Origin of the sequence: Halorussus ruber, assembly GCF_004765785.1 — an archaeon.
Classification (GTDB): domain Archaea; phylum Halobacteriota; class Halobacteria; order Halobacteriales; family Haladaptataceae; genus Halorussus; species Halorussus ruber.
Genome location: NZ_SBIT01000010.1, coordinates 93,316 through 110,991, shown reverse-complemented (window position 1 = coordinate 110,991; position 17,676 = coordinate 93,316). Strand labels below are relative to the sequence as shown.

20 protein-coding genes and 1 pseudogene are annotated in these 17,676 nt (G+C 64.2%); 4 read left to right on the top strand and 17 right to left on the bottom strand.

Going from position 1 to position 17,676, the window contains the following annotated elements; genetic code table 11:
• Nucleotides 1-165 precede the first annotated feature (165 nt).
• Complete coding sequence (locus EPL01_RS22700) at nt 166-621, top strand: hypothetical protein (protein WP_135826445.1); 456 nt, start codon at nt 166-168, stop codon at nt 619-621.
• A gap of 49 nt (nt 622-670) precedes the next feature.
• Here EPL01_RS22700 and EPL01_RS21815 read toward each other — a convergent pair whose 3' ends face one another.
• The 14 genes from EPL01_RS21815 to EPL01_RS16765 all read right to left on the bottom strand — a co-directional run bounded on the left by EPL01_RS21815 (nt 671) and on the right by EPL01_RS16765 (nt 11,451).
• A complete protein-coding gene (locus EPL01_RS21815; protein WP_168215940.1) occupies nt 671-844 on the bottom strand; it encodes a DUF7535 family protein in 174 nt (57 codons plus the stop codon).
• A gap of 34 nt (nt 845-878) precedes the next feature.
• Nucleotides 879-1,532, bottom strand: coding sequence for a DUF8054 family protein (locus EPL01_RS16825; protein ID WP_135826444.1), 654 nt, complete (start codon nt 1,530-1,532; stop codon nt 879-881).
• Nucleotides 1,529-2,314, bottom strand: a complete 786-nt coding sequence (locus EPL01_RS16820) for a nucleotide-binding protein (protein ID WP_135826443.1) — start codon at nt 2,312-2,314, stop codon at nt 1,529-1,531. The genes EPL01_RS16825 and EPL01_RS16820 overlap by 4 nt, the downstream gene beginning before the upstream one ends.
• Nucleotides 2,315-2,374: 60 nt before the next feature.
• Entirely contained in the window at nt 2,375-2,731 is a 357-nt protein-coding gene (locus EPL01_RS16815; RefSeq protein WP_135826442.1) for a cob(I)yrinic acid a,c-diamide adenosyltransferase, read from the bottom strand.
• A 42-nt stretch (nt 2,732-2,773) separates the two neighbouring features.
• Nucleotides 2,774-3,547, bottom strand: coding sequence for an adenosylcobinamide amidohydrolase (locus EPL01_RS16810; protein ID WP_135826441.1), 774 nt, complete (start codon nt 3,545-3,547; stop codon nt 2,774-2,776).
• Nucleotides 3,540-4,550, bottom strand: coding sequence for a threonine-phosphate decarboxylase CobD (gene cobD / locus EPL01_RS16805; protein WP_135826440.1), 1,011 nt, complete (start codon nt 4,548-4,550; stop codon nt 3,540-3,542). Before cobD ends, EPL01_RS16810 begins: the two co-directional genes overlap by 8 nt.
• A complete protein-coding gene (locus EPL01_RS16800; protein WP_135826439.1) occupies nt 4,537-5,559 on the bottom strand; it encodes a nicotinate-nucleotide--dimethylbenzimidazole phosphoribosyltransferase in 1,023 nt (340 codons plus the stop codon). Before EPL01_RS16800 ends, cobD begins: the two co-directional genes overlap by 14 nt.
• Complete coding sequence (locus EPL01_RS16795; protein ID WP_135826580.1) at nt 5,556-6,140, bottom strand: NTP transferase domain-containing protein; 585 nt, start codon at nt 6,138-6,140, stop codon at nt 5,556-5,558. Before EPL01_RS16795 ends, EPL01_RS16800 begins: the two co-directional genes overlap by 4 nt.
• A complete protein-coding gene (gene cobS, locus EPL01_RS16790; protein WP_135826438.1) occupies nt 6,140-6,886 on the bottom strand; it encodes an adenosylcobinamide-GDP ribazoletransferase in 747 nt (248 codons plus the stop codon). The genes EPL01_RS16795 and cobS overlap by 1 nt, the downstream gene beginning before the upstream one ends.
• Nucleotides 6,877-7,845, bottom strand: coding sequence for an adenosylcobinamide-phosphate synthase CbiB (cbiB, locus tag EPL01_RS16785; protein WP_135826437.1), 969 nt, complete (start codon nt 7,843-7,845; stop codon nt 6,877-6,879). The genes cobS and cbiB overlap by 10 nt, the downstream gene beginning before the upstream one ends.
• Nucleotides 7,842-8,465, bottom strand: a complete 624-nt coding sequence (locus tag EPL01_RS16780) for an HAD family hydrolase (protein ID WP_135826436.1) — start codon at nt 8,463-8,465, stop codon at nt 7,842-7,844. Before EPL01_RS16780 ends, cbiB begins: the two co-directional genes overlap by 4 nt.
• Before the next feature lie 346 nt (nt 8,466-8,811).
• A complete protein-coding gene (locus EPL01_RS16775; RefSeq protein WP_210424179.1) occupies nt 8,812-9,375 on the bottom strand; it encodes a plastocyanin/azurin family copper-binding protein in 564 nt (187 codons plus the stop codon).
• A 444-nt stretch (nt 9,376-9,819) separates the two neighbouring features.
• Entirely contained in the window at nt 9,820-11,022 is a 1,203-nt protein-coding gene (locus EPL01_RS16770) for a M24 family metallopeptidase (RefSeq protein ID WP_135826434.1), read from the bottom strand.
• Nucleotides 11,023-11,109: 87 nt separating this feature from the next.
• Nucleotides 11,110-11,451, bottom strand: coding sequence for a hypothetical protein (locus tag EPL01_RS16765; RefSeq protein ID WP_135826433.1), 342 nt, complete (start codon nt 11,449-11,451; stop codon nt 11,110-11,112).
• Between the two features lie 113 nt (nt 11,452-11,564).
• On the opposite strand from EPL01_RS16765, the gene EPL01_RS16760 reads away from it, so the two are divergent.
• Nucleotides 11,565-12,098 (top strand): redoxin domain-containing protein, encoded by a 534-nt coding sequence (locus tag EPL01_RS16760; RefSeq protein ID WP_135826432.1) that lies wholly within the window; start codon nt 11,565-11,567, stop codon nt 12,096-12,098.
• A gap of 69 nt (nt 12,099-12,167) precedes the next feature.
• Complete coding sequence (locus EPL01_RS16755; protein ID WP_135826431.1) at nt 12,168-13,997, top strand: SLC13 family permease; 1,830 nt, start codon at nt 12,168-12,170, stop codon at nt 13,995-13,997.
• A 305-nt stretch (nt 13,998-14,302) separates the two neighbouring features.
• Here the strand turns inward: EPL01_RS16755 and EPL01_RS16745 are convergent, their stop codons facing one another.
• Nucleotides 14,303-14,701 (bottom strand): hypothetical protein, encoded by a 399-nt coding sequence (locus EPL01_RS16745; RefSeq protein ID WP_135826430.1) that lies wholly within the window; start codon nt 14,699-14,701, stop codon nt 14,303-14,305.
• Nucleotides 14,702-15,008: 307 nt separating this feature from the next.
• Between EPL01_RS16745 and EPL01_RS16740 the strand changes: the two are divergent.
• A pseudogene (locus EPL01_RS16740) lies at nt 15,009-15,794 on the top strand (hypothetical protein); the annotation flags it as partial.
• 47 nt (nt 15,795-15,841) lie between these two features.
• Here EPL01_RS16740 and EPL01_RS16735 read toward each other — a convergent pair.
• On the bottom strand, nt 15,842-16,729 hold the full coding sequence (locus EPL01_RS16735; protein WP_135826429.1) for a ParB/RepB/Spo0J family partition protein: 888 nt from the start codon (nt 16,727-16,729) through the stop codon (nt 15,842-15,844).
• Between the two features lie 7 nt (nt 16,730-16,736).
• Nucleotides 16,737-17,618 (bottom strand): hypothetical protein, encoded by an 882-nt coding sequence (locus tag EPL01_RS16730; RefSeq protein ID WP_135826428.1) that lies wholly within the window; start codon nt 17,616-17,618, stop codon nt 16,737-16,739.
• Nucleotides 17,619-17,676 lie beyond the last annotated feature (58 nt).

Here is a 17,676-nt window from a genome sequence, read left to right as displayed (position 1 = left end):
CGACTCCGCGGAGACAGACAATTCTACATCCGTCTAAAAAATTAAAAATATTGCTTAAAAATTTGTGATTAATGCCTTGGACAGCATATATTGCCCACTATTGCCATCTACACCCACAATTTATTTCATGGGAAGGATAAGAAAGTAAAATTCTTTCTCCAGCACGTGCAACTCGACACGCACTCTCTGACTGCACTCGTCGTCGCTCTGCTGGTCGCCAGCGTGGCGGTCCCGGCGGGCGCGACGGGCGTACAACCAACAGACTACTCGACCAGTTCCATCAGCGGCACCCAAGAGGCCACCGTCGTCGAAGTGACCGACGGCGACACCATTACCGTCGAATACGACAACGAAAGCACCGACGAGGTCCGACTCCTCGGCGTGGACACGCCCGAGGTCCACACCTCGAACACGCCCAGCGAGTTCGAGGGCGTGCCGGACACCGAGGAGGGTTCGACCTGCCTCGGCTACGAGGGCGAGGTCGTCGCGCTCCACACCGGCACGGACACCGCCAGCCACCTCTACTGGGGACGAACCGACTACACCGTCTGGAACAACGACGGCGACACCGGCTACCTGTACGACGACCACGGCGACTACGCCAACTCGAAGTCGTACTGATAGCCGGAAATCACTCCTTTTGAGAACGTTACGCTGCGACTCCGGAGCGTCAGGCCGCGTACTCGTTCTGACTACCGCCGAGGTCTGTCAACAGCCACAGCGCGAGCAGGAAGGGCGAAATCGGAATCAGGAGGAACCCCACGCCCGCCGCGATGAGGTAGCCGAAGAGTCCCATCTGGCTGTTCGGAGTCATGCCCTCCATCTTCGAGACTTGGTCTGTCATGACATCGGAAGTACGAATCCGAGTGGCAAAGGCGTTACTTTAGCTCCTCGTCCAACCCCAACCGCTCGGCCCGGTCTCGGGCCTCCTCGCGGGCGCGGTCCCGAATCGCCTCGATTTTCTCCTCGTCCTCCAGAAAGGCCTCGACCGCGTCGAGCGACTCGCCGGAGTCGCTCGCGCTACTCCCACCGCTTGCGCCACTTCCCCCATCGCCCGTGACACCGCCGGAGAACTCCGGCGGTGCCGCCTCTCGGGTTCGCTCGGCGAGTTCCGGGTCGCCAGCCAGTCGCTCGGCGGCCATTCCCGGCGGGACCCGCAGGTCCGACCGGTCGGACTCCCACTCATCGAACGCCGCGAGCGCGTCGGCCGGGAGTTCGCGGAGCGCCACGTCGTAGGGTCCCGGCCCGGCCACGTCGGCCAGCGCCCTCGGCCCGACTCGGCCCGTTCCGGTGTGGTACGCCAAGCGCGGGACGCCCTCCTCGAATGCCACCACGCCAGCGCCGTCGGCGTCCAGCAAGAGCGCGTCCTGCGGTTCGATGACGGCGTAGCCCGTCAACTCTCGGTCGAGCGCGGTCGCAAGCGGCGCGGCGGGATTGGACTCGACCCGCGAGCGAACGAGGGTGCCCTCCGGCAGGTCGGGGAGGTCCGACGAATCTCGCCCGACCGCCCCGTCTGTCTGCGAGCGCGTCATGGCGAGTCGGGGACGACTGCGCTCCGGAAGCGGTCAGCCACCTCGCCAGACTCGCCGGACCGCACGTCGAGGAGTGCGGCGGCCTCGCGGTAGGCGCGGGCCGCCTCGCTCTCCGGTGCGTGGGCCAGCAAGGGTTCGCCCGCCCGGCGGGCCGACCGGGCGGCGTCGGCGTCGGGCACCGTCGCCAGCGTCGGCCCGTCGAAGTAGCGCTCGGTCTTCTCGGCGACGCCGCGGGTCTCCTCGGGGTCGTGGACCTTGTTGAACACGACGCCCGCGGTCCCGGTGCCGTAGGAGTGGGCGTACTCCTGGACTTTCAGGCCGTCGCTGAGCGCCGGAATCGTCGGCTGAAGCACGACCACCACGCGGTCGGCCAGCACGATGGGCAAAATCGCGCTCTTCGAGCCGAGCGCGGCGGGCGAGTCCAACAGGAGGACGTCGGTGCCAGCCGCGAGTTCGGCGACCACCTCGCGGAGTCGCTCGGGGTCGGCGTCCTCGAACGCGGAGAGGCTGGTCCCGCAGGGGACGACCGACATGCCGAATCGCTCGTAGACGGCGTCCTCGACCGCCACGTCGGTCTGCTGGCGCTCGTCCGCCACGAGCAGGTCGTGGAGCGTCACGTCCGCGTCGGTCAGACCGGTGTGAAACAGCAAGTTCGCCATCCCCGTGTCGGCGTCCACGATGGTCACGTCGTACTCCTCGGCCAGCGCCATCCCGAGCGCCACCGTCGTCGTGGTCTTGCCAGTCCCGCCTTTGCCGCTCGCCACCGCGAACGCCTCGACCATTGCCACGGAGTTGTGCGCGATACGTTAAAAATCTACGTTTCCGAAAATTACGTCGTCGGCTCAGTATTCGGTTCCCTTCCGCGCTCCCTGCCCGTCCTCGATAGGGTGGGCCTCCTTCTCGACGTGGGTCACGAGGTCCGCGAGGCCGGTGACGTACTCGGGTCGCTGGTGGCCGCCCGTCAGCACGAGTTCGAGGTCGTCCGGCTTGGACTGGACGAGGTGGACGCGGTAGCCGTGGCCCGCGGCCCGGAACCCCATGCCGAGCGCCGCGGTGGTCTTGCCCTTGCCGTCGCCCCACCAGACCTGCACGAGGCCGAACTCCTCGGGGGTCGAGGGTTCGATATGGGGGTCGGTCGAGGCGGCGTGGGAGTCGGCGATTTCAGTACCATCGTCGGCAGTCTGTTCGCCGTTAGCCATTTTTACAATTCTTTAATATCGAAATACGCTTTCTTAAGCAATCTATACACCACTTTCTGACGGACGGAACACCTCGGCGCGCCGGTCGGTCACGACGCCGTGGTCGGCGTCGGCGACCGACGCGGGGACCGTCGCGTCCGTGTCCTCACCGTACCGAGACGCGAGACTCGCCCGCACCGCCTCGCGGACGCAGGCCCGGGCGCAGGCTCCGACCTCGGTCGCGGCCCCGGAGAACGTCGCCTCCTCGCCCGCGGGATTGCAGGCGACCACGGCGGCGTCGCTGGTCGTGCCCGGAAAGCCGGTCTCGGAAAGCAGGACCGCGGTCTTGGCCTCGACGGCGACCGCCAGCAGGTTCGCCAGCGCGCCGCTGGCGAGCGACCGCTCGGTGCCGACCAGCACGTTGACGGTGCCGATTTCGGGCGAATCCGCCGACCCGTCGGCGGATTCGCCGCCCGACTCGGTGGGGGACTCGGCAGGGGGCGCGTCGGGGGCCACCGGAAGCGCGGCGGGGTTCGAGACGCCCGCCGTCGCCACCGCCGAGACCGGCCCGCACCGCGCGCCCCGGGCGTGCTGGAGTTCGACGCCCGTCAGCAGGCACGGGCCGGAGTCGCCGAATCCGGCCCGCTCGCGGCGCTCGGCGAGGTAGGTCTCGAGGTCGGTCCGGTCGAACCCCTCGGGGACCGAGACGTTGTACGCCGCGTCGGCGCGCCACTCCCCGCCGTCCCACCCCGAGGAGAGCCAGCGCGCGCCCTCCCGGCGGACCCGGAGGACGCCCTCGCGGATGGTCGTCTCGAACGCGCTCGCTTCCTCAGACACGCCTCAGCACCTCCAGCAGGCGGTCGTTCTCGTCGGGACTCCGGACCGCGACCCGGACGTGCGAGTCCAGTCCCCGAAAGGTGGTCGCGTCCCGGATTGCGACGCCCTCCTCGCGGGCCGAGGAGACGAGTTCGGCCGGGTCGCGCTCGCCGGTATCGAGCAGGAGGAAGGGCGCGTCGGAGGGATATACCTCGAACTCCTCGGCGAGCGCGTCGGCCATCCGGGCGCGCTCCCGGCGGACCCGCTCGCGGGTCTCGGCGACGAAATCGGCTTGTCTGAGGCAGTACGCCCCCACCTTCGCCGCCGGGGTGCCGAGGCCCCACGCCCGCCGGGCGGTGGCCAAATCGTCGCCTATGTCTCCAGTCCCGACCGCGAATCCGGCGCGCAGGCCCGGCAGGCCGAAGAGTTTGGTCAGCGAGCGCGCGACGGCGACGCCCTCGGTGCCCGCCAGCGAGGAGCGATTCGTGAACCCCAGAAACGCCTCGTCAACTACCAGCAGGGCGTCGCTCGCCCGACACTCGGCCGCGAACTCGCGGAGCGCGGCGTCGTCGTAGGCCTCGCCGGTCGGGTTGTTGGGGTTGCAGACGACCGCCGCGGCGTGGTCCTCCGGGTCCGCGTCCAGCATCTCGTCGTAGGGGACGAACTCGGGTTCGCCGCCCTGCAAGCGAATCTCGCGGGCGTACTCGCCGAAGCTCGGGTAGGGGACCAGCACGGAGTCGCCCGGCGAGACGCTGGTGGCGAACGCGAGACGGAGCGCGGCCAGACCGCCCGGCGTGGGGACGACGGCCTCGGGGTCGCAGTCGGCGAACTCCGCCGCCGCGGCCCGGAACTCGGGGTAGTCGTCGTCGGGGTACGACCGCGCCGCGTCGAGCGCCGCGGCGTAAATCTCCTCGGTTCCCTCCGGCGTCCGGGGGTTGGTGTTCGCGCTGAAGTCCAGCAGGTCGGGGTCGTCGCTCCCGCCGTGGGGGACTCGACCGACCTCGCGGACGCTATCGGGGTCCATCGCCACCTTCCGAATCGCCGCCCTCCGAGACCAGTTCGTCGTACACGACCTGAATCTCCTCGCGGACCCGCGACATCTCGATTCCGGCGCGCTCGGCCAGCGCCAGCGCGCCGCCCATCCCGACGCCCTCCTTGGCCTCGCCAGCGACGAAGCGCGCCATCGCCGGATGACTCTCGCCGTCAAACTCGGGGTCGGTGACGGTCAACTCCAAATCGAAGTCGGCCATCCCTCCGCGGAGGTCGGCGCTCTCGTCGTCGGCGAGGAACTTCGTCGTCGCCTGCGAGAGTGGCGCGTCGAGTCCGGCGTGGCGCGCGAGCGCCGCGACCGCGGTCATCTGGGTGCCTCCGGCCAGCGTCACCGCGGTCCCGGACCGAGCGGCCCCGACCGCGAACCCCGCCGCGCTCGCCAGCACCGGGTCGCCGACCTGCCGGACCGCGAGTCGGGGGTCGCCCGCCGCGTCGCCGGGGGCCAGTCCGCTGGCGTCGAGGGCCTCGGCGACCACCTCGCGCTTCTGGTCGAGGGGGTTGTCCGGGAGCGACGACGAGACCCCGCGCTCCTCGCCGAGCGCGGTCAGCACCCCGAGCGCGGTGGTGGTCCCGCCCGGAATCGTCTCGGCGACGAAGACCTCGTCGTCGGGAACCCGGCGGCCGAACTCGCGGGCCGCGGCGAACGCGCCGGGCGCGGTCGCCACGGGGTCGTCCTCCCGAATGTCCTCGCCGGGTCGCGCCCCGACCGTCACGGTCGGCGCGGCGGTCGGTTCGGCCAATCCGGCGTCCACGACGGTCGTCTCGAAGTCGGCCAGCTCGCGGACCGCGCGGGTCACGACCGCCGGGGTCGGACAACCCGTGGGACTGACTGGCACGACCGGCGCGCGAACCAGTTCGCCGTACTCCAGAATCTCGGCGTCCGCGCTCGGCGTGTGGACCATCACGTCGGGGTCGGCCCCCGCGGCGCTCAGTCCCTCGATTTCGGCGGTCCGGGTCGTCCCGGCGAATAGGACGAACCTCACAGCAACTCCTCCGCTAGTTTTGCGTCCGAACGTCGATTCACGTTGACAGCCAAGCGTGCGTCGTATGTCTCGTACATGGTATCTTCCTCTGATTCCGCGACGACGTTGACGCCCGTCGGCGCGAGTTCCCGGCCGTCCTCCTCGCGCTCGAAGGCGGTATCCACGCTCGCGCCGAGCGCCCGCTTGAGCGCGGCGGGAACGCAGACCGTGGTCGAAGGCGCGACGCCGCCAGCGGCGTCAGCACTGACGGCGTCGTGGGCGTCGAGGAGCAGATTCACGGCGTCGGCCTCCAGCAGGGGCAGATCGGCCGCAGTCGTGAGGACCGGGGACTCGACCGCGTCGAGCGCGACCTGCAAGTCCGCGACGTAGCCCTCGCCGGGCGTCTCGATGGTGGCGAGCGAGTCGCGCGCTTGGGCGAACTCGCGGGTCTCGGGGGCGTTGGGCGAGACCACCGCGTGGACCGATTCGACGCGACTCGCTTCGAGGGCGTCGGCCACCCGCGCGACCATCGGCCTCCCGCCAATCTCGAACAGCGGTTTCTCGGCCTCGCTGTCGAGGCGGGTCCCCCGGCCGCCGCACATCACGAGAGCGTCCACGCGACCACCCCCAGATGGAGGCCCGCGACCCGGGCCAGTTCGTTCGTCGCGCCGAACACGTCGCCGTTGACGCCCCCGAGGTTGACCCGGGACCACCGCAGGAGTGCGAGCGCGACGGCGACCGCCCCGGCGAGCGCCCCAATCGCTGGCGCGCCGAGGAGGACGACCGGGGCCGCGACCAGCGCCGGAGCGACCAGCGCGGCCGGGTCGTTGTCGGTGAACGCCGACCCCAAGCCCTCGAAGGCGGGCGACCCGAGGCAGGCCACCGCGGCCATCCCGAACTTCGCGCCCACCTCGGCGGCGAGTGCAATCGTGACCGCTCGAATCGGTGGCAGTCCGGCCACTCCCAGCGCGGCCAGCGCGAGGCCGACCAGCACCGTCCCGAGCGCCAGCACCGCGCCGACGCCGACCTCAGTGTCTTTCAGCACGGCCCGGCGGTCCTCGGGACTGCCGTGGACCACCGCGGCGTCCCCGAGGTCGGCCACCCCGTCGGCGTGGTTGACGCCCGTGACGGCGTAGACCGCGAGCAGGTAGCCGAACGCAATCGTCGGGGCCGGAAGCGAGGAAAGTGCGGACCCGAGGAGGGGAACCGCGACGAGGAGGCCCACGACCCACCCGGCCAGCGGGAAGGCCGCCGGGGTCTCGCTGAAGGCGGCCCACGCCTCCTCGGACCGGCCGGTCGGGATGCGCGTGAGGAAGCCGACCGCGCCGCGGAAGGCGGTCAGAACCACGCGACCACCCCCGAGACGGCTGCGACCAGTAGGCCCGCGAAGAGGAACGCCAGCACCCCGGCGAGGCCCGCAATCCGAACCCCGGAGCGAGCAGTCTCGACCGAGGGAAGCCCCGCGTCGGGGTTCAGCACGTAGACGCCCGGCTTTTCGAGGCGGGCGTCGATGGCTCCCGCGAGGGTCGCCATCGGCCACCCCGAGTTCGGCGAGGGCGGGGCGTCGGCCCACCGACGCCCCGCCGAGAGTGACCCCCGAGAGTGGTCCGAACGCGAGCGCCCCGAGAGAGAGTTCCCAGACGAGACGAGGACCGCCGCGAGCGCGACCAGTCCGGCGCTCGCGCGCGCAGGAATCCACATAATTATGTCGTCGAGACGGGCGCTCGCGGTTCCGTGGGATTTGTCGGGATAACCCAGCATCGAGTCGAGGGTGTTGACCGCCTTGACCCACGCGGCGGCCCCCGCCCCGAGAGGGAGCGAAATGGGCGCGAGGAGGGCGAACGCCGAAAGCGCGGCGACCACGCCGTCCGCGAGGTTCTCGGCGGCGCTCTCGACCGCGGCGCTCCGGATTTGGCCGGGAGCGAGGTCGTCGGCGTCCCGGCCCGCCAGCCACTCGAGTCGCTTACGGGCGGTCGGGAGGTCGGCCTCGGTCGCGGCGACGACTTCCCCGGCCTTCTCGACCAGCATCCGGAGGCTGGTGGTGGCGAAGAGGACGAGTCCGGCCGCGAGGAGGCCCGCGAGAGGACGGAAGCTCTCGGCGAGTCCGACCGCGAGCGCGACGACTCCGGCCGCGAGAAGGGGGAGGACGAGAGCGACGGCGACGCCCGCGAGCATCGGTCGGGACCACTCGCGGTCGGCGCGGGCGACGACCGACCCGAACCACGCGACGGGGTGGAGTCGCCGCGGGAGTTCGGCGACCGCGGCGTCGAGGACGAGCGCGAGTGCGACGGCGATGGCGGGATTCACGCCCGACCCTCCAACCAGTCGGGGAACTCGGTCAGGAAAACGTCGTCGAGGAGGACCGCCGTGCCGCCGCACTCCTCGATTCCGGCGTCGGTCCGGGGGTCGTCGCCGACGTGCGTGAGGTCGGCGACCGGGACGCCGAGGCGGTCGGCGCAGGTCTCGAACGCCCGCGGGTCGGGCTTTCGCCACCCGGAGGCGACGCTGGTGACGACCGCGTCGAAGGCCCCGCAGTCGAGGTCCGAGCGAATCAGGGCCTTGCGGGCGAGTTGGGGCACCGCGCAGTTCGAGAGGAGCGCGACCGACCCCCGCTGGCTCGCGGCCTCGACCGCTTCGAGCGCGCCGTCTCGGGTCTCCACGTCGGGGTCGAACGCCGAGACGACTGCTCTCCGGGCGGCGTTGCCGGGAGCCTCGACGCCGCGACTCGCCAAGGCGGCGCTGACGTGGGCCATGAGCGGGACCTCTGCGCCCTCCGGCGCGTCGATGTGGACCTCGCGGTAGGCGTCGGCCCAGTCGTCGGGCACCGCCACGTCGCGCGCTCGGAGTTCCGCGGCGACCGCGCTGGCGGGGTCCTCGGGCCGGTCTGCGTCCACGAGGGTTCCGAACAGGTCGAACGAGACTGCCACTATCTCGGGATTAGTGCAAGCGGACTTGAATCGGTCGGACCGAGGCGAGTTTTGGGTGACAAATTGCAGTTAGCCAATTGCTTCGGCGCGCGCTGGCGGGATTGTCGTGAACGGAGTGAACGACTGCTCGGCAGATGCGGTTTGTCTGGCGGTGCCTCGTGGTCCGCCATCGTCGCGCGAGGGACGAGTGAGTGACTGAAAGGAGCGAACGAGGAGGTTGGGGAGGTGAGAGGCTCGCGGTCGCGGGACGGGGCGGTAGACTCCTGTGTTCAAGCCTGAAGCTAGCTTCTTGCGGTAATCACTCTACGACGACCCACCGGCCGGAAACCAATCCAACCCACTTACGTCACCCCTCAAGCCCGGACCGAACCTTCGCGTTCAGCGCCTCGATTTTCGACGCCGCCTTCTCGGTGCGGCCGTCGCTCGGCGGTTGCAGACCGGGTTGTCCCGCTGGGTCGGGATTCCCGACGACCACGGTACCGACCATCCCGAACGGTTCGTGAGGCGTGCAGTAGTAGTCGTAGACGCCCGGCGTCTCGAAGGTGTGAGAGGAGGACTCGCCGTTCGCCACGATGACGCCGGTGTCCCACGGGTCGGCCTCCTCGGGGATGCGCCGCGGGTAGTCGTGAGCGGGCGCGTAGGCGGTCGCTGAGTGATTGGCCGAGACGTTGGTCCACGTGACGGTGCCGCCGACCTCGACGTGGACGATTTCGGGCGCGAACAGGTTGGTGCCGTCCGGCCCCATCTCGACCTCGGCGCTGGCGGTCGCTTCGGGAAGCGTGTAATCGACGGGGGTCGTTCGGTCGTTCTCGGAGAGGACGCCCGCGCAACCGGCCAGGGCGGTAAGGGAGGTGGTCGCGGCGACGGTCGTCGCACTCCGGAGCAACTGTCGGCGCGTCGAGTCGGTCATTGGCGTTGGTTCGGAGAGGTCTCTTACGTAGCTTTTCGTTCGGGAGAGGGTGGCTGGAGAGTCGATGAGAGAAGAACTAGAGACAACCATCCATTTTTAAAGAATTATAATTGTGTTCTTTATGATTGTAGAGTTGTTTATCTGGCGGACAACGACGAGTCGAGAAGATGGGAACGGAGAGAGAAGACGGCAATAGGGAGAAAAGACAGAAACGGAGAACGGAGAGAGCTAGCTTCAGGCTCAAGCCAAGGAGACACCGCAACCGCACCGCCGACCGCACCGCGCCTCGTCCTCCCCAACCGCCTGCGGTCCTCACTCCGTTGCGGTCCTCGGCCCTCGCACGCCGATGGCGTGACACGAGGTCACGCCAGCGCGCGCCCAGAATCAAAATCGAAAGAGCGCACGCAGAATCCGAAAATCCCACCGCCCAGAATCGCCTCTCGACTACTCGACGCTGATGACGTTCGACTCCAAATCCCGCGGGAAGTAGGTCAGCCAGTCCACGCCGTCCTCCGTGATGGCAATCGTGTCCGAGTGGCGATAGCCGTACTCGTCGGTGTAGATGCCGGGTTCGATGGTGTAGATGTGGCCCGGTTCCATCTCGGCGTCCTCGGTCTCCCGACCGTCCTGCTCCTCGCAGTGGGTCGTCCACCCGCGGTCGATGTACGGCGGTTCGTGCGCGCCGAGACCGATGTTGTGCCCGACGTGGTGTTGGGCGAGGTCCGCGACGCCCTGTTCAGAGAAGAAGTCCCAGACCTGCTCGTCCACGTAGGACAACTCGACGCCCGGCCCGAGCGCGTCGATGGCGATGGTCTGGGCCTCCAGCATGAGTTCGAAGTAGTGGGCCTGCTCGTCGGTGGGTTCGCCGAGGAACATCGTGCGCTCCAGTTCCGAGTGGTAGCCATCGACGTTGGCGCTCGCGCCGGTGACCAGCACGTCGCCCTCCTGCAAGCGCCGGTTGGCGGTGTGGCCGTGGGGCAGGGCGGTCTGCTCGCCCGTGATGAATCCCGCCATCGCCGGACCGTCTCCTCGGGTCCGAGGGACGTACTCCTCGCCCAAGGTGTCGAGCATCGCCCGCGAGGCCTCCATCGAGGCGCGCTGGCTCACGGTCGCGGGATGCTCGCCGACCTCGGTGAAGTCCGCCAGATAGCGGTGGGCGAGGTTGCCCCACCGGGCGGACTCGCGGACGAGTTCGACCTCCACGTCGGATTTGGCCCAGCGCATCCTCTCGACCCAGCTCTGGGTCTCGACATCGACGAACTCCGAGAGCTTCGGCCCCTCGTAGCCCATCACGCCCGGCGCGCCGTCGGCGTCGGTGGCGACGGACTCCGCACCGACTTCCGAGAGCATCTCCGCAGCAGTCTCGATTGGGTTCCCGCCGGGGTAGTCGAAGTAGTGATGCACCGCGTCGATGCGCGGGTTCGTCTCGACGCGCTCGACTTCGAGTCGGGGCACCGTAATCGCCACCTCGTCGTCCGTGACCGCGAGGACGACCGGGCGCTCGGTCTGGATGTGGTCGAAGCCGGTCAGATACTCGATGCTCGTCGCGCCGAACCAGACTCCGGCGTCGGCACCGGCGTCGTCGATTCGGCCGCGGACGGCACCGAGTCGGTCGCGGAACTCGGAATCGGGTACTCGTGTCGGCATATAAACCGAACCACGCAATCCGACCGGATAAACGTTGACGTGTGGGCAACCCGCAAGGACGGGTGAAATCGTGCGCCGGGACGGCCCTCAGCCTCGCGGCAGGTTCAGTCCCACCCGGAGGAGGACCGCGTAGACCGCGAGGCCGAATCGGAAGAACAGGCCGAACACGACCGCGAACAGCAGGCAGAACCCGAGCGCAGACGTGCAGGCCTCCAGCGTGCCGAAGTCGCCCCGCGAAATCTCGACCGCGACGGTCGCCAGCGACAACAGCGCCGCGACCCCGCCAGCGACGTACACCCCGAGCGAGAGTCCCAGACCGAGACGCCGGTCGAGGAGGTCCGTGGTCGGCGCGAGGTCCCGCGCCAGACCGCCGTAGAAGCCGACCAGCCCCACCAAGACCAGCGCGTCGGCGAGTAGCGGCGAAACCATGGACGCGACGTTTCGGAGCGACCGTCATAAACGGGTCGGAAGCCGAACGCCCAAAGAAACGAGTCGGAAACGCGAAGGTAATTTTAAACCAACCGGCGCGCAAGGAGACGATAATGGAAGATTCGGGCGGTCCGACCGTCGGTTCGCAAGCCCCGGAGTTCACCGCGCCCCTGGCGATGCCCGACGGGTCGGTGTCGGAGGTCACGCTCTCGTCGCTGCTGTCCGACGGCGCGGTTCTGCTGGTGTTTCAGCCCACGGACTTCGAGTTGGAGGCGTTCGCCGAGCGCGTGGCGCTCGGCGAGTACGACTGGTTCACGACCGACGACCGCCTCGAAGTCGTCGGCGTCAATCGCGCCAAGCCTCGGACGAATCAGGAGTTCGCGGACTACCTCGACGTGACCTATCCCTTCTGCTCGGACCGGGACCTCTCCATCGCCGAGTCCTACGGCGTGACCTACCGGGCGCTCGGAGTGGCCCGGCGAGCGCGCCGCGCCTGCTTCTTCGTGGACGAGGAGGGCACAGTTCGATACAGGTGGGTGAGAGACCGCACGGAGACCGGGCGCGCCCGACCGCAGATTCGGGACCTCTACGAGGTCGTGACCGACGTCCTCGGCAAGCCCGAACCCGAGACGTTCGGATTCGCGTGACAGGTGGAGCCAGAATCGCAGGGGTGCCCACCACAACGCTAACGTGACCGTTCTCCGATACTCCGGACGATGCTACAGGGAGGGCCAGCGCTGACTACCGACGTGCTCGTGGTGTTCGGGGTGGTGGCCGGTGCGGTCGCGCTGTTCGTCACCGAGAAGATTCCGACCGACACGACCGCGTTGGCGGTCCTCGTCTCGCTGGTCGTCTTTCAGGATTTCACGCACGTCTCTGCCGACGAGGCCATCTCGGGATTTGCGAGTCCGGCGACCGTGACCATCGTGGCGATGTACATCCTGAGCGCCGGGGTCGAGGAGACCGGCGCGGTCAAGCAACTGGAGGTGTTCGTCGCTCGCCTGACTCGCGGCGACCGGGACCGACTCCTGACCGCGACAGTCGGCATCACGGGGCCGCTGGCCGGGGTCGTCAACAACACGCCGGTCGTCGCGCTGTTCATCCCGATGATTACCGACCTCGCCGACAAGACCCACACCTCGCCGTCGAAGTTGTTGATTCCGCTGTCGTACGCCGCGATGCTCGGCGGGACGCTCACGCTTGTCGGGACCGCGACGAATCTGGTGGCGAGTTCGATTGCGGCCGACCTCGGGGTCGCTGGCACGCCCTTCTCGATGTTCCAGTTCACGCCCCTCGGACTGCTGGTGCTGGTGGTCGGGTCGGCGTACCTGCTGACGGTGGGCCAATGGCTGCTGCCCGCCCGCATCGCGCCCCACGACCTGACCGAGGAGTTCGGACTGGAGGGGCGACTGGCCAGAGTGTACGTCCCCTCGTCGTCGGCACTCGTGGACCAGACCGTCGCCGAGGCCCGGACCGACGACGTGAAAATTCTCCAAATCGTCCGGGGCGACCAGACGCTCGTCGCGTCCCGCACCGACCGGGAAATCGAGGCCGGTGACGTGCTGACCGTCCGGGCCGACGACGAGACCGTCCGGGGATTCGTGGACGAGGCCGGTCTCCGGCGACTCCCGCGGGCCGAGGTCACCGAGGAGGAACTCGCGCTCGGCGAGGGTCGGGGCACCCTCGCGGAGGTCATCGTCCCCGAGAGGTCGAGTCTCCTCGGGAAGGTAGTCAGCGAGACGAAGATGGGTGAGCGCTTCGACGCGACCGTGTTGGCGGTCCGGCGCGGCGAGACGCTGGTCGTCGAGGACGTGTCCGACGCGGTGCTGAGCGAGGGCGACGGCCTGCTGGTTCACGCGACACAGAACGGTCTCGACTACCTCGAGGAGTCGGGCGACCTGCTGGTCACCGAGCGCGTCGGCGGGGGCCTCGACATCGAACCCGAACCCATCGACGTGCGACAGGCCGCGCTCGCCATCGGTATCGTCGTCGGCGTCATCACGATTGCGGCGGCCGACTTGCTCCCCATCGCCATCGCGGCGCTCGGGGGCGTGGTAGCGATGGTCGTCGGAAACGTGGTCCGGCCCGCAGACGCCTACGACGCGGTGAACTGGGAGGTCATCTTCCTGCTGGCGGGGGTCATCCCGCTCGGACTGGCCATGGAGCAGACCGGGGCCGCCGCCCTGCTGGCGTCGTACGTGACCGCCGCGTCGGCCGCCCTGCCCGCAATCGCCACGCTGGCGCTGTTCTACCTGCTGACGGGCCTGCTGGCGAATCTCATCACGCCGGTCGCCAGCGTGGCGCTGGTCCTCCCCATCGCGGTCGGCACCGCGAACGAGGTCGGCGCGAGCGCCTTCGCCTTCACCCTCGCAGTCACCTTCGCGGCCTCGACGGCGTTCATGACCCCGATGGGCTACCAGACGAACCTGATGGTCTACAGCCCCGGCGGGTATCGGTTCACGGACTTCGTGCGAGTGGGTGCGCCGCTTCAGTTGCTCCTGACGGTCGTGACGACGCTCGGGATCGCCTTCTTTTGGGGCGTGTAAGACGGGCGAGAGGGGATAAATCGTGCCGTCTCGGAAGCAGTAAGATAGATGTGACAACTAGATGATCGAATCCTCGAACACCTTGACGAAGAGTCGTGGTCTTCGCCGAAGGTGGTGGAGTCACTTCCGAGGTTGCGCGCGTCGAAACGGCAGATTCGAGAGCGATGTAGGGCACTGGCGTCAGCAGGGCTCATTGCGCCGGTTCATGGGGAGATGTACGAAATCACAACGTGGGGGATGCGGTCTCTGGAGGGGAAGATCGACGCGCAACACCAGCCGAGGCCGAATAAGAGGGTTCTCCGAGGCTAACGGACAATCCATTTTGCAACTGACACGAATCCGATTGCTAGATAGCTTATTACGGCGATACTTAGTAGCACGCTAGCCAGAAGTAGATAATTTAGTCTCTTTATTTTCGTCTCATTTTCCGATATGAAATGGAGATAAGCTTCCACAAGACCCTCAAGCCCTTTTTGTTCTTCTAATTTTCGGAATATTTCTATTCCGTCGCTATTCAGTCCATGAGTGCTATTTGAGATGGTTCTTGCAAAAATCAGAATAATGATGGAGAATAGAAGTGGAAAATATGCAACAAGGAAGCCTTGAATATCGCCTGAAGAAAGTGGCACGCTCCCATTGAGCTTTATTACCTCAAATATGACACTAGCCATTAGTAAGTTTATCTTAATTAGCTCAATTGCCATTTTCCCTTTTTCACGTATAGTAGTTACTTGATGGTCGAGTGTTCACTCATCGAGCTTTTTTGCACGTTCTAACGATTCTTCTTCATACTGACTTTCTCGAAAAGACCCTTCTTTTTCTCCTGTCATGCGCGGTATATGGCATTTATATCATCACCGAAGAAACTTCTTTCCACACCCCTGTGTGGGTGAGTGGGTGGGTTGGTAGATTTAACTAATTCTAACTAAAATTTGATCCGACCACTCAGTCAAGAATATTCGACTCCGTTTAGCAGAAAGATTAATTTAGAGACAGCTAACTGGTGAAATCGTGTATCAATTTACCCCGGACGAAATCGACCAACGGCGAGCGCATCATCAAGCAGTCAAGCAGGACGCCGACGATATTGAGAGTAAACGAATCGGAAACTTAGGAGAACTCGCATTCGAGCAGTTCTGCCGTGAGTACCTACCTGCCGAGATGTGGGAATGGCAGAACGAAGCGGCGATTCGGCGCTGTAATCCCGAGAGTTTCGCCGGCCACGACTTCGAGGTGTTCGGCTACGAGGTCGACGTGAAAACCTCGCGGGACGTATCTGCATTTCTCCCAGAGACGCTGGTCGAGAAGGACTCGGACAATGATATCGTCGTCATGGCGTGGCATCGAGACAACGAAGATAGTCTCGTCCTGCTCGGTTGGGAGCGAGTCGAAACGCTCATCTCGAAAGTCGAATCACAGGAGCAGTTCTCCGGAGAGGAGCCGGAGAAGCTGAAGCACTTGGCGATGCAACCGATGAACGACCTGGCGGACCTCGGGCCGAACACGGCGCACATGAATCAGAAGCCAGAGAATCCCTTCCGACCGGGAGATCGTGTCGCACCTCACGGCGATAGTGATTCGACCGCGGTTGTGGTTGAGGTTCTTCCACCAGAGACGAACGTTGAGCTGTACGGTCAGGAGTTGGATGGTGAAGCGGTTCGGGTCGCTTTTCCAAGCGCGTTAGACGAAGGGCCGGGCGATTGGCGTGATATCGAGGCCGCGCTTTGGTCCTCGTATTGTGACGATCAGGATATCAAGCTCTACACGTACAAGCATACGAATTTGGAGTTTGTAGAGTAACCCACCGGGTCGGTGGGTCGGTGGGTGGAGAAATAGATCACAAACTACGCTGATTTCGTCTCTTCATAAATCTCTTTTAACCGGTCTTTTACTAATTGTTTGGTTGCTTGTTCTTTACTAATCCCTCTTTCTTTTGCCCACGCCTTCAGCCTTTCAGCGTGGTTGCCGGTCAAAGTGATTCTGGGTCGAATTTGTTCCTTACCAGATGAGACGGCTTCCCATTGCTCTTTCAATTCTTTTATGAAGTCTGCTGGATCATCAGTAGATTTAATTGCACTTCTAACGACTTTTTTCGGTATTTGTTTTTTGATTATTATTTTAGCCGCTCTCTCCGCTAGATCGCTTTTCTTCATTACTCTCCTTAAATCAGAGAGGATGTCATCCGCGATATATTCCGTCTCGAACTCCGTTTCAATGTTTGGGTCAAAAATAGTATCTTCCCAAAATTCTCGAGTTGGCTCTAACCAGTTTCTAATAGTCTGGGCTTGCACACCAAAATGCTCAGCGACCTTTTCTCGTTCCCACTTTCTTTCGAGTTTCTTAACTGCCTGTGCCCGGTCTTTTCGAGAAACATCTTTCTTTAAATGCTCATTATTCTCATTTACTGATGCTGCGAGAGCTTCCATATCGTCTAAATCTTTAACAATGACAGGTATTTCTGGTAAACCAACAGCTTGTGCAGCGAGAACACGACGCTGACCAGCGAATACCTTGTAACCATTGCCATCGTCTTGAGGGCGGGCTTGAGGAGGATTTTCCACGCCTTTTTCCTCAATAGAAGTCTCTAAATTTCCTCGGTCTGTCCGCGGACCAGTATTAGATGTTCTCTCATTCACTTCATCGATCACTAACTCGTTTGGGTCAATATATTTAACATCAAAATCATGATGTTGGTAGTTGGAATCAGCGTTCGATTCTGGTTTGTGTGACATGGTTGAACTATTCAGTCTGGACCCATTCCTCGTCTTCTTCCCACGCGAATTCTTTAGTCGAGGTTATATCTCTTGAATAGACGCGCCGCCAGAGTCCCGCAAATTCGCTATTTCGGATTACTCCGGTGTAATCCTCTTCAGGATGGAAGAAGTTCATTAAAAACCGCTCTATCCTTCTAGGTGTCCAATCGTATTGGCGATCTCCTGTTCGAGTTGTAAGAATCGGATCTGGGCGGTTTACAAACCCTTGATAAGACCATACGCTTTGTAAATCAAGTGTTTGGATTGACCAGTCCATTCCATCGAAATCTTCATTTGTTCTAAACTTTGGCTTAAAGTAGAATTCTTCGTGGAGGTTCTTTACGTTCTTTCGAGCATCACTATCACCCGGTTCCGCCGATTCAAGTACGGCAAAGAAGGGCGATTCTATCCAGGAAGTAGGAAAATCATCTATATCAATTGCTGTTTCTAGGGTATCTTTCCATTCACTTTCAAAGTCTTCGTTGCTAAAACGAACCACTATGCGCCTTACCGGCAAATCGTAAATGGTTGACTGGCCTAGAACAGATCGTATATCTGACCATGGGAAATTCCCGTATTCACCCCTGTCAAAGGACAAATCATACTGTTCGCGCTTTACTTCTTCTCCCTGGAGAATGTCCGAAACACTAGATCCGGACAGGGTTGTTAGATTATCTCGCCCGGTATTAAATGACCTGCTTGCTTCGAGTTCCTGTATATTATCAGGGTTTAAATGGCCCATTGCTTTTCGGAGGCCTTGCGTGAAGCTATAAGGGACGTACCGACGGGTACCAACATCTTTTTGTTCCTGATAGAATTTCGCGGATACAATGCTCTTCAACGCCTTCTTAGGAAGATCGGAGCTCATTACTTTCCCTCAGTTAAAGGTAATGAGCAATAGGAATTAAAAGTTGTTATTAGGAGAT

Coding starts and splice junctions, on each gene's coding strand:
- EPL01_RS16815 (WP_135826442.1), bottom strand. CDS start 2,731: ATGGCTAACGGCGAACAGACTGCCGACGATGGTACTGAAATCGCCGAC.
- EPL01_RS16770 (WP_135826434.1), bottom strand. CDS start 11,022: ATGCCGACACGAGTACCCGATTCCGAGTTCCGCGACCGACTCGGTGCC.
- EPL01_RS16755 (WP_135826431.1), top strand. CDS start 12,168: ATGCTACAGGGAGGGCCAGCGCTGACTACCGACGTGCTCGTGGTGTTC.
- EPL01_RS16820 (WP_135826443.1), bottom strand. CDS start 2,314: ATGGTCGAGGCGTTCGCGGTGGCGAGCGGCAAAGGCGGGACTGGCAAG.
- EPL01_RS16745 (WP_135826430.1), bottom strand. CDS start 14,701: ATGGCAATTGAGCTAATTAAGATAAACTTACTAATGGCTAGTGTCATA.
- cobD (WP_135826440.1), bottom strand. CDS start 4,550: ATGGACCCCGATAGCGTCCGCGAGGTCGGTCGAGTCCCCCACGGCGGG.
- EPL01_RS16735 (WP_135826429.1), bottom strand. CDS start 16,729: ATGTCACACAAACCAGAATCGAACGCTGATTCCAACTACCAACATCAT.
- EPL01_RS21815 (WP_168215940.1), bottom strand. CDS start 844: ATGACAGACCAAGTCTCGAAGATGGAGGGCATGACTCCGAACAGCCAG.
- EPL01_RS16760 (WP_135826432.1), top strand. CDS start 11,565: ATGGAAGATTCGGGCGGTCCGACCGTCGGTTCGCAAGCCCCGGAGTTC.
- EPL01_RS16730 (WP_135826428.1), bottom strand. CDS start 17,618: ATGAGCTCCGATCTTCCTAAGAAGGCGTTGAAGAGCATTGTATCCGCG.
- EPL01_RS16825 (WP_135826444.1), bottom strand. CDS start 1,532: ATGACGCGCTCGCAGACAGACGGGGCGGTCGGGCGAGATTCGTCGGAC.
- EPL01_RS16775 (WP_210424179.1), bottom strand. CDS start 9,375: ATGACCGACTCGACGCGCCGACAGTTGCTCCGGAGTGCGACGACCGTC.
- EPL01_RS16795 (WP_135826580.1), bottom strand. CDS start 6,140: ATGTGCGGCGGCCGGGGGACCCGCCTCGACAGCGAGGCCGAGAAACCG.
- EPL01_RS16765 (WP_135826433.1), bottom strand. CDS start 11,451: ATGGTTTCGCCGCTACTCGCCGACGCGCTGGTCTTGGTGGGGCTGGTC.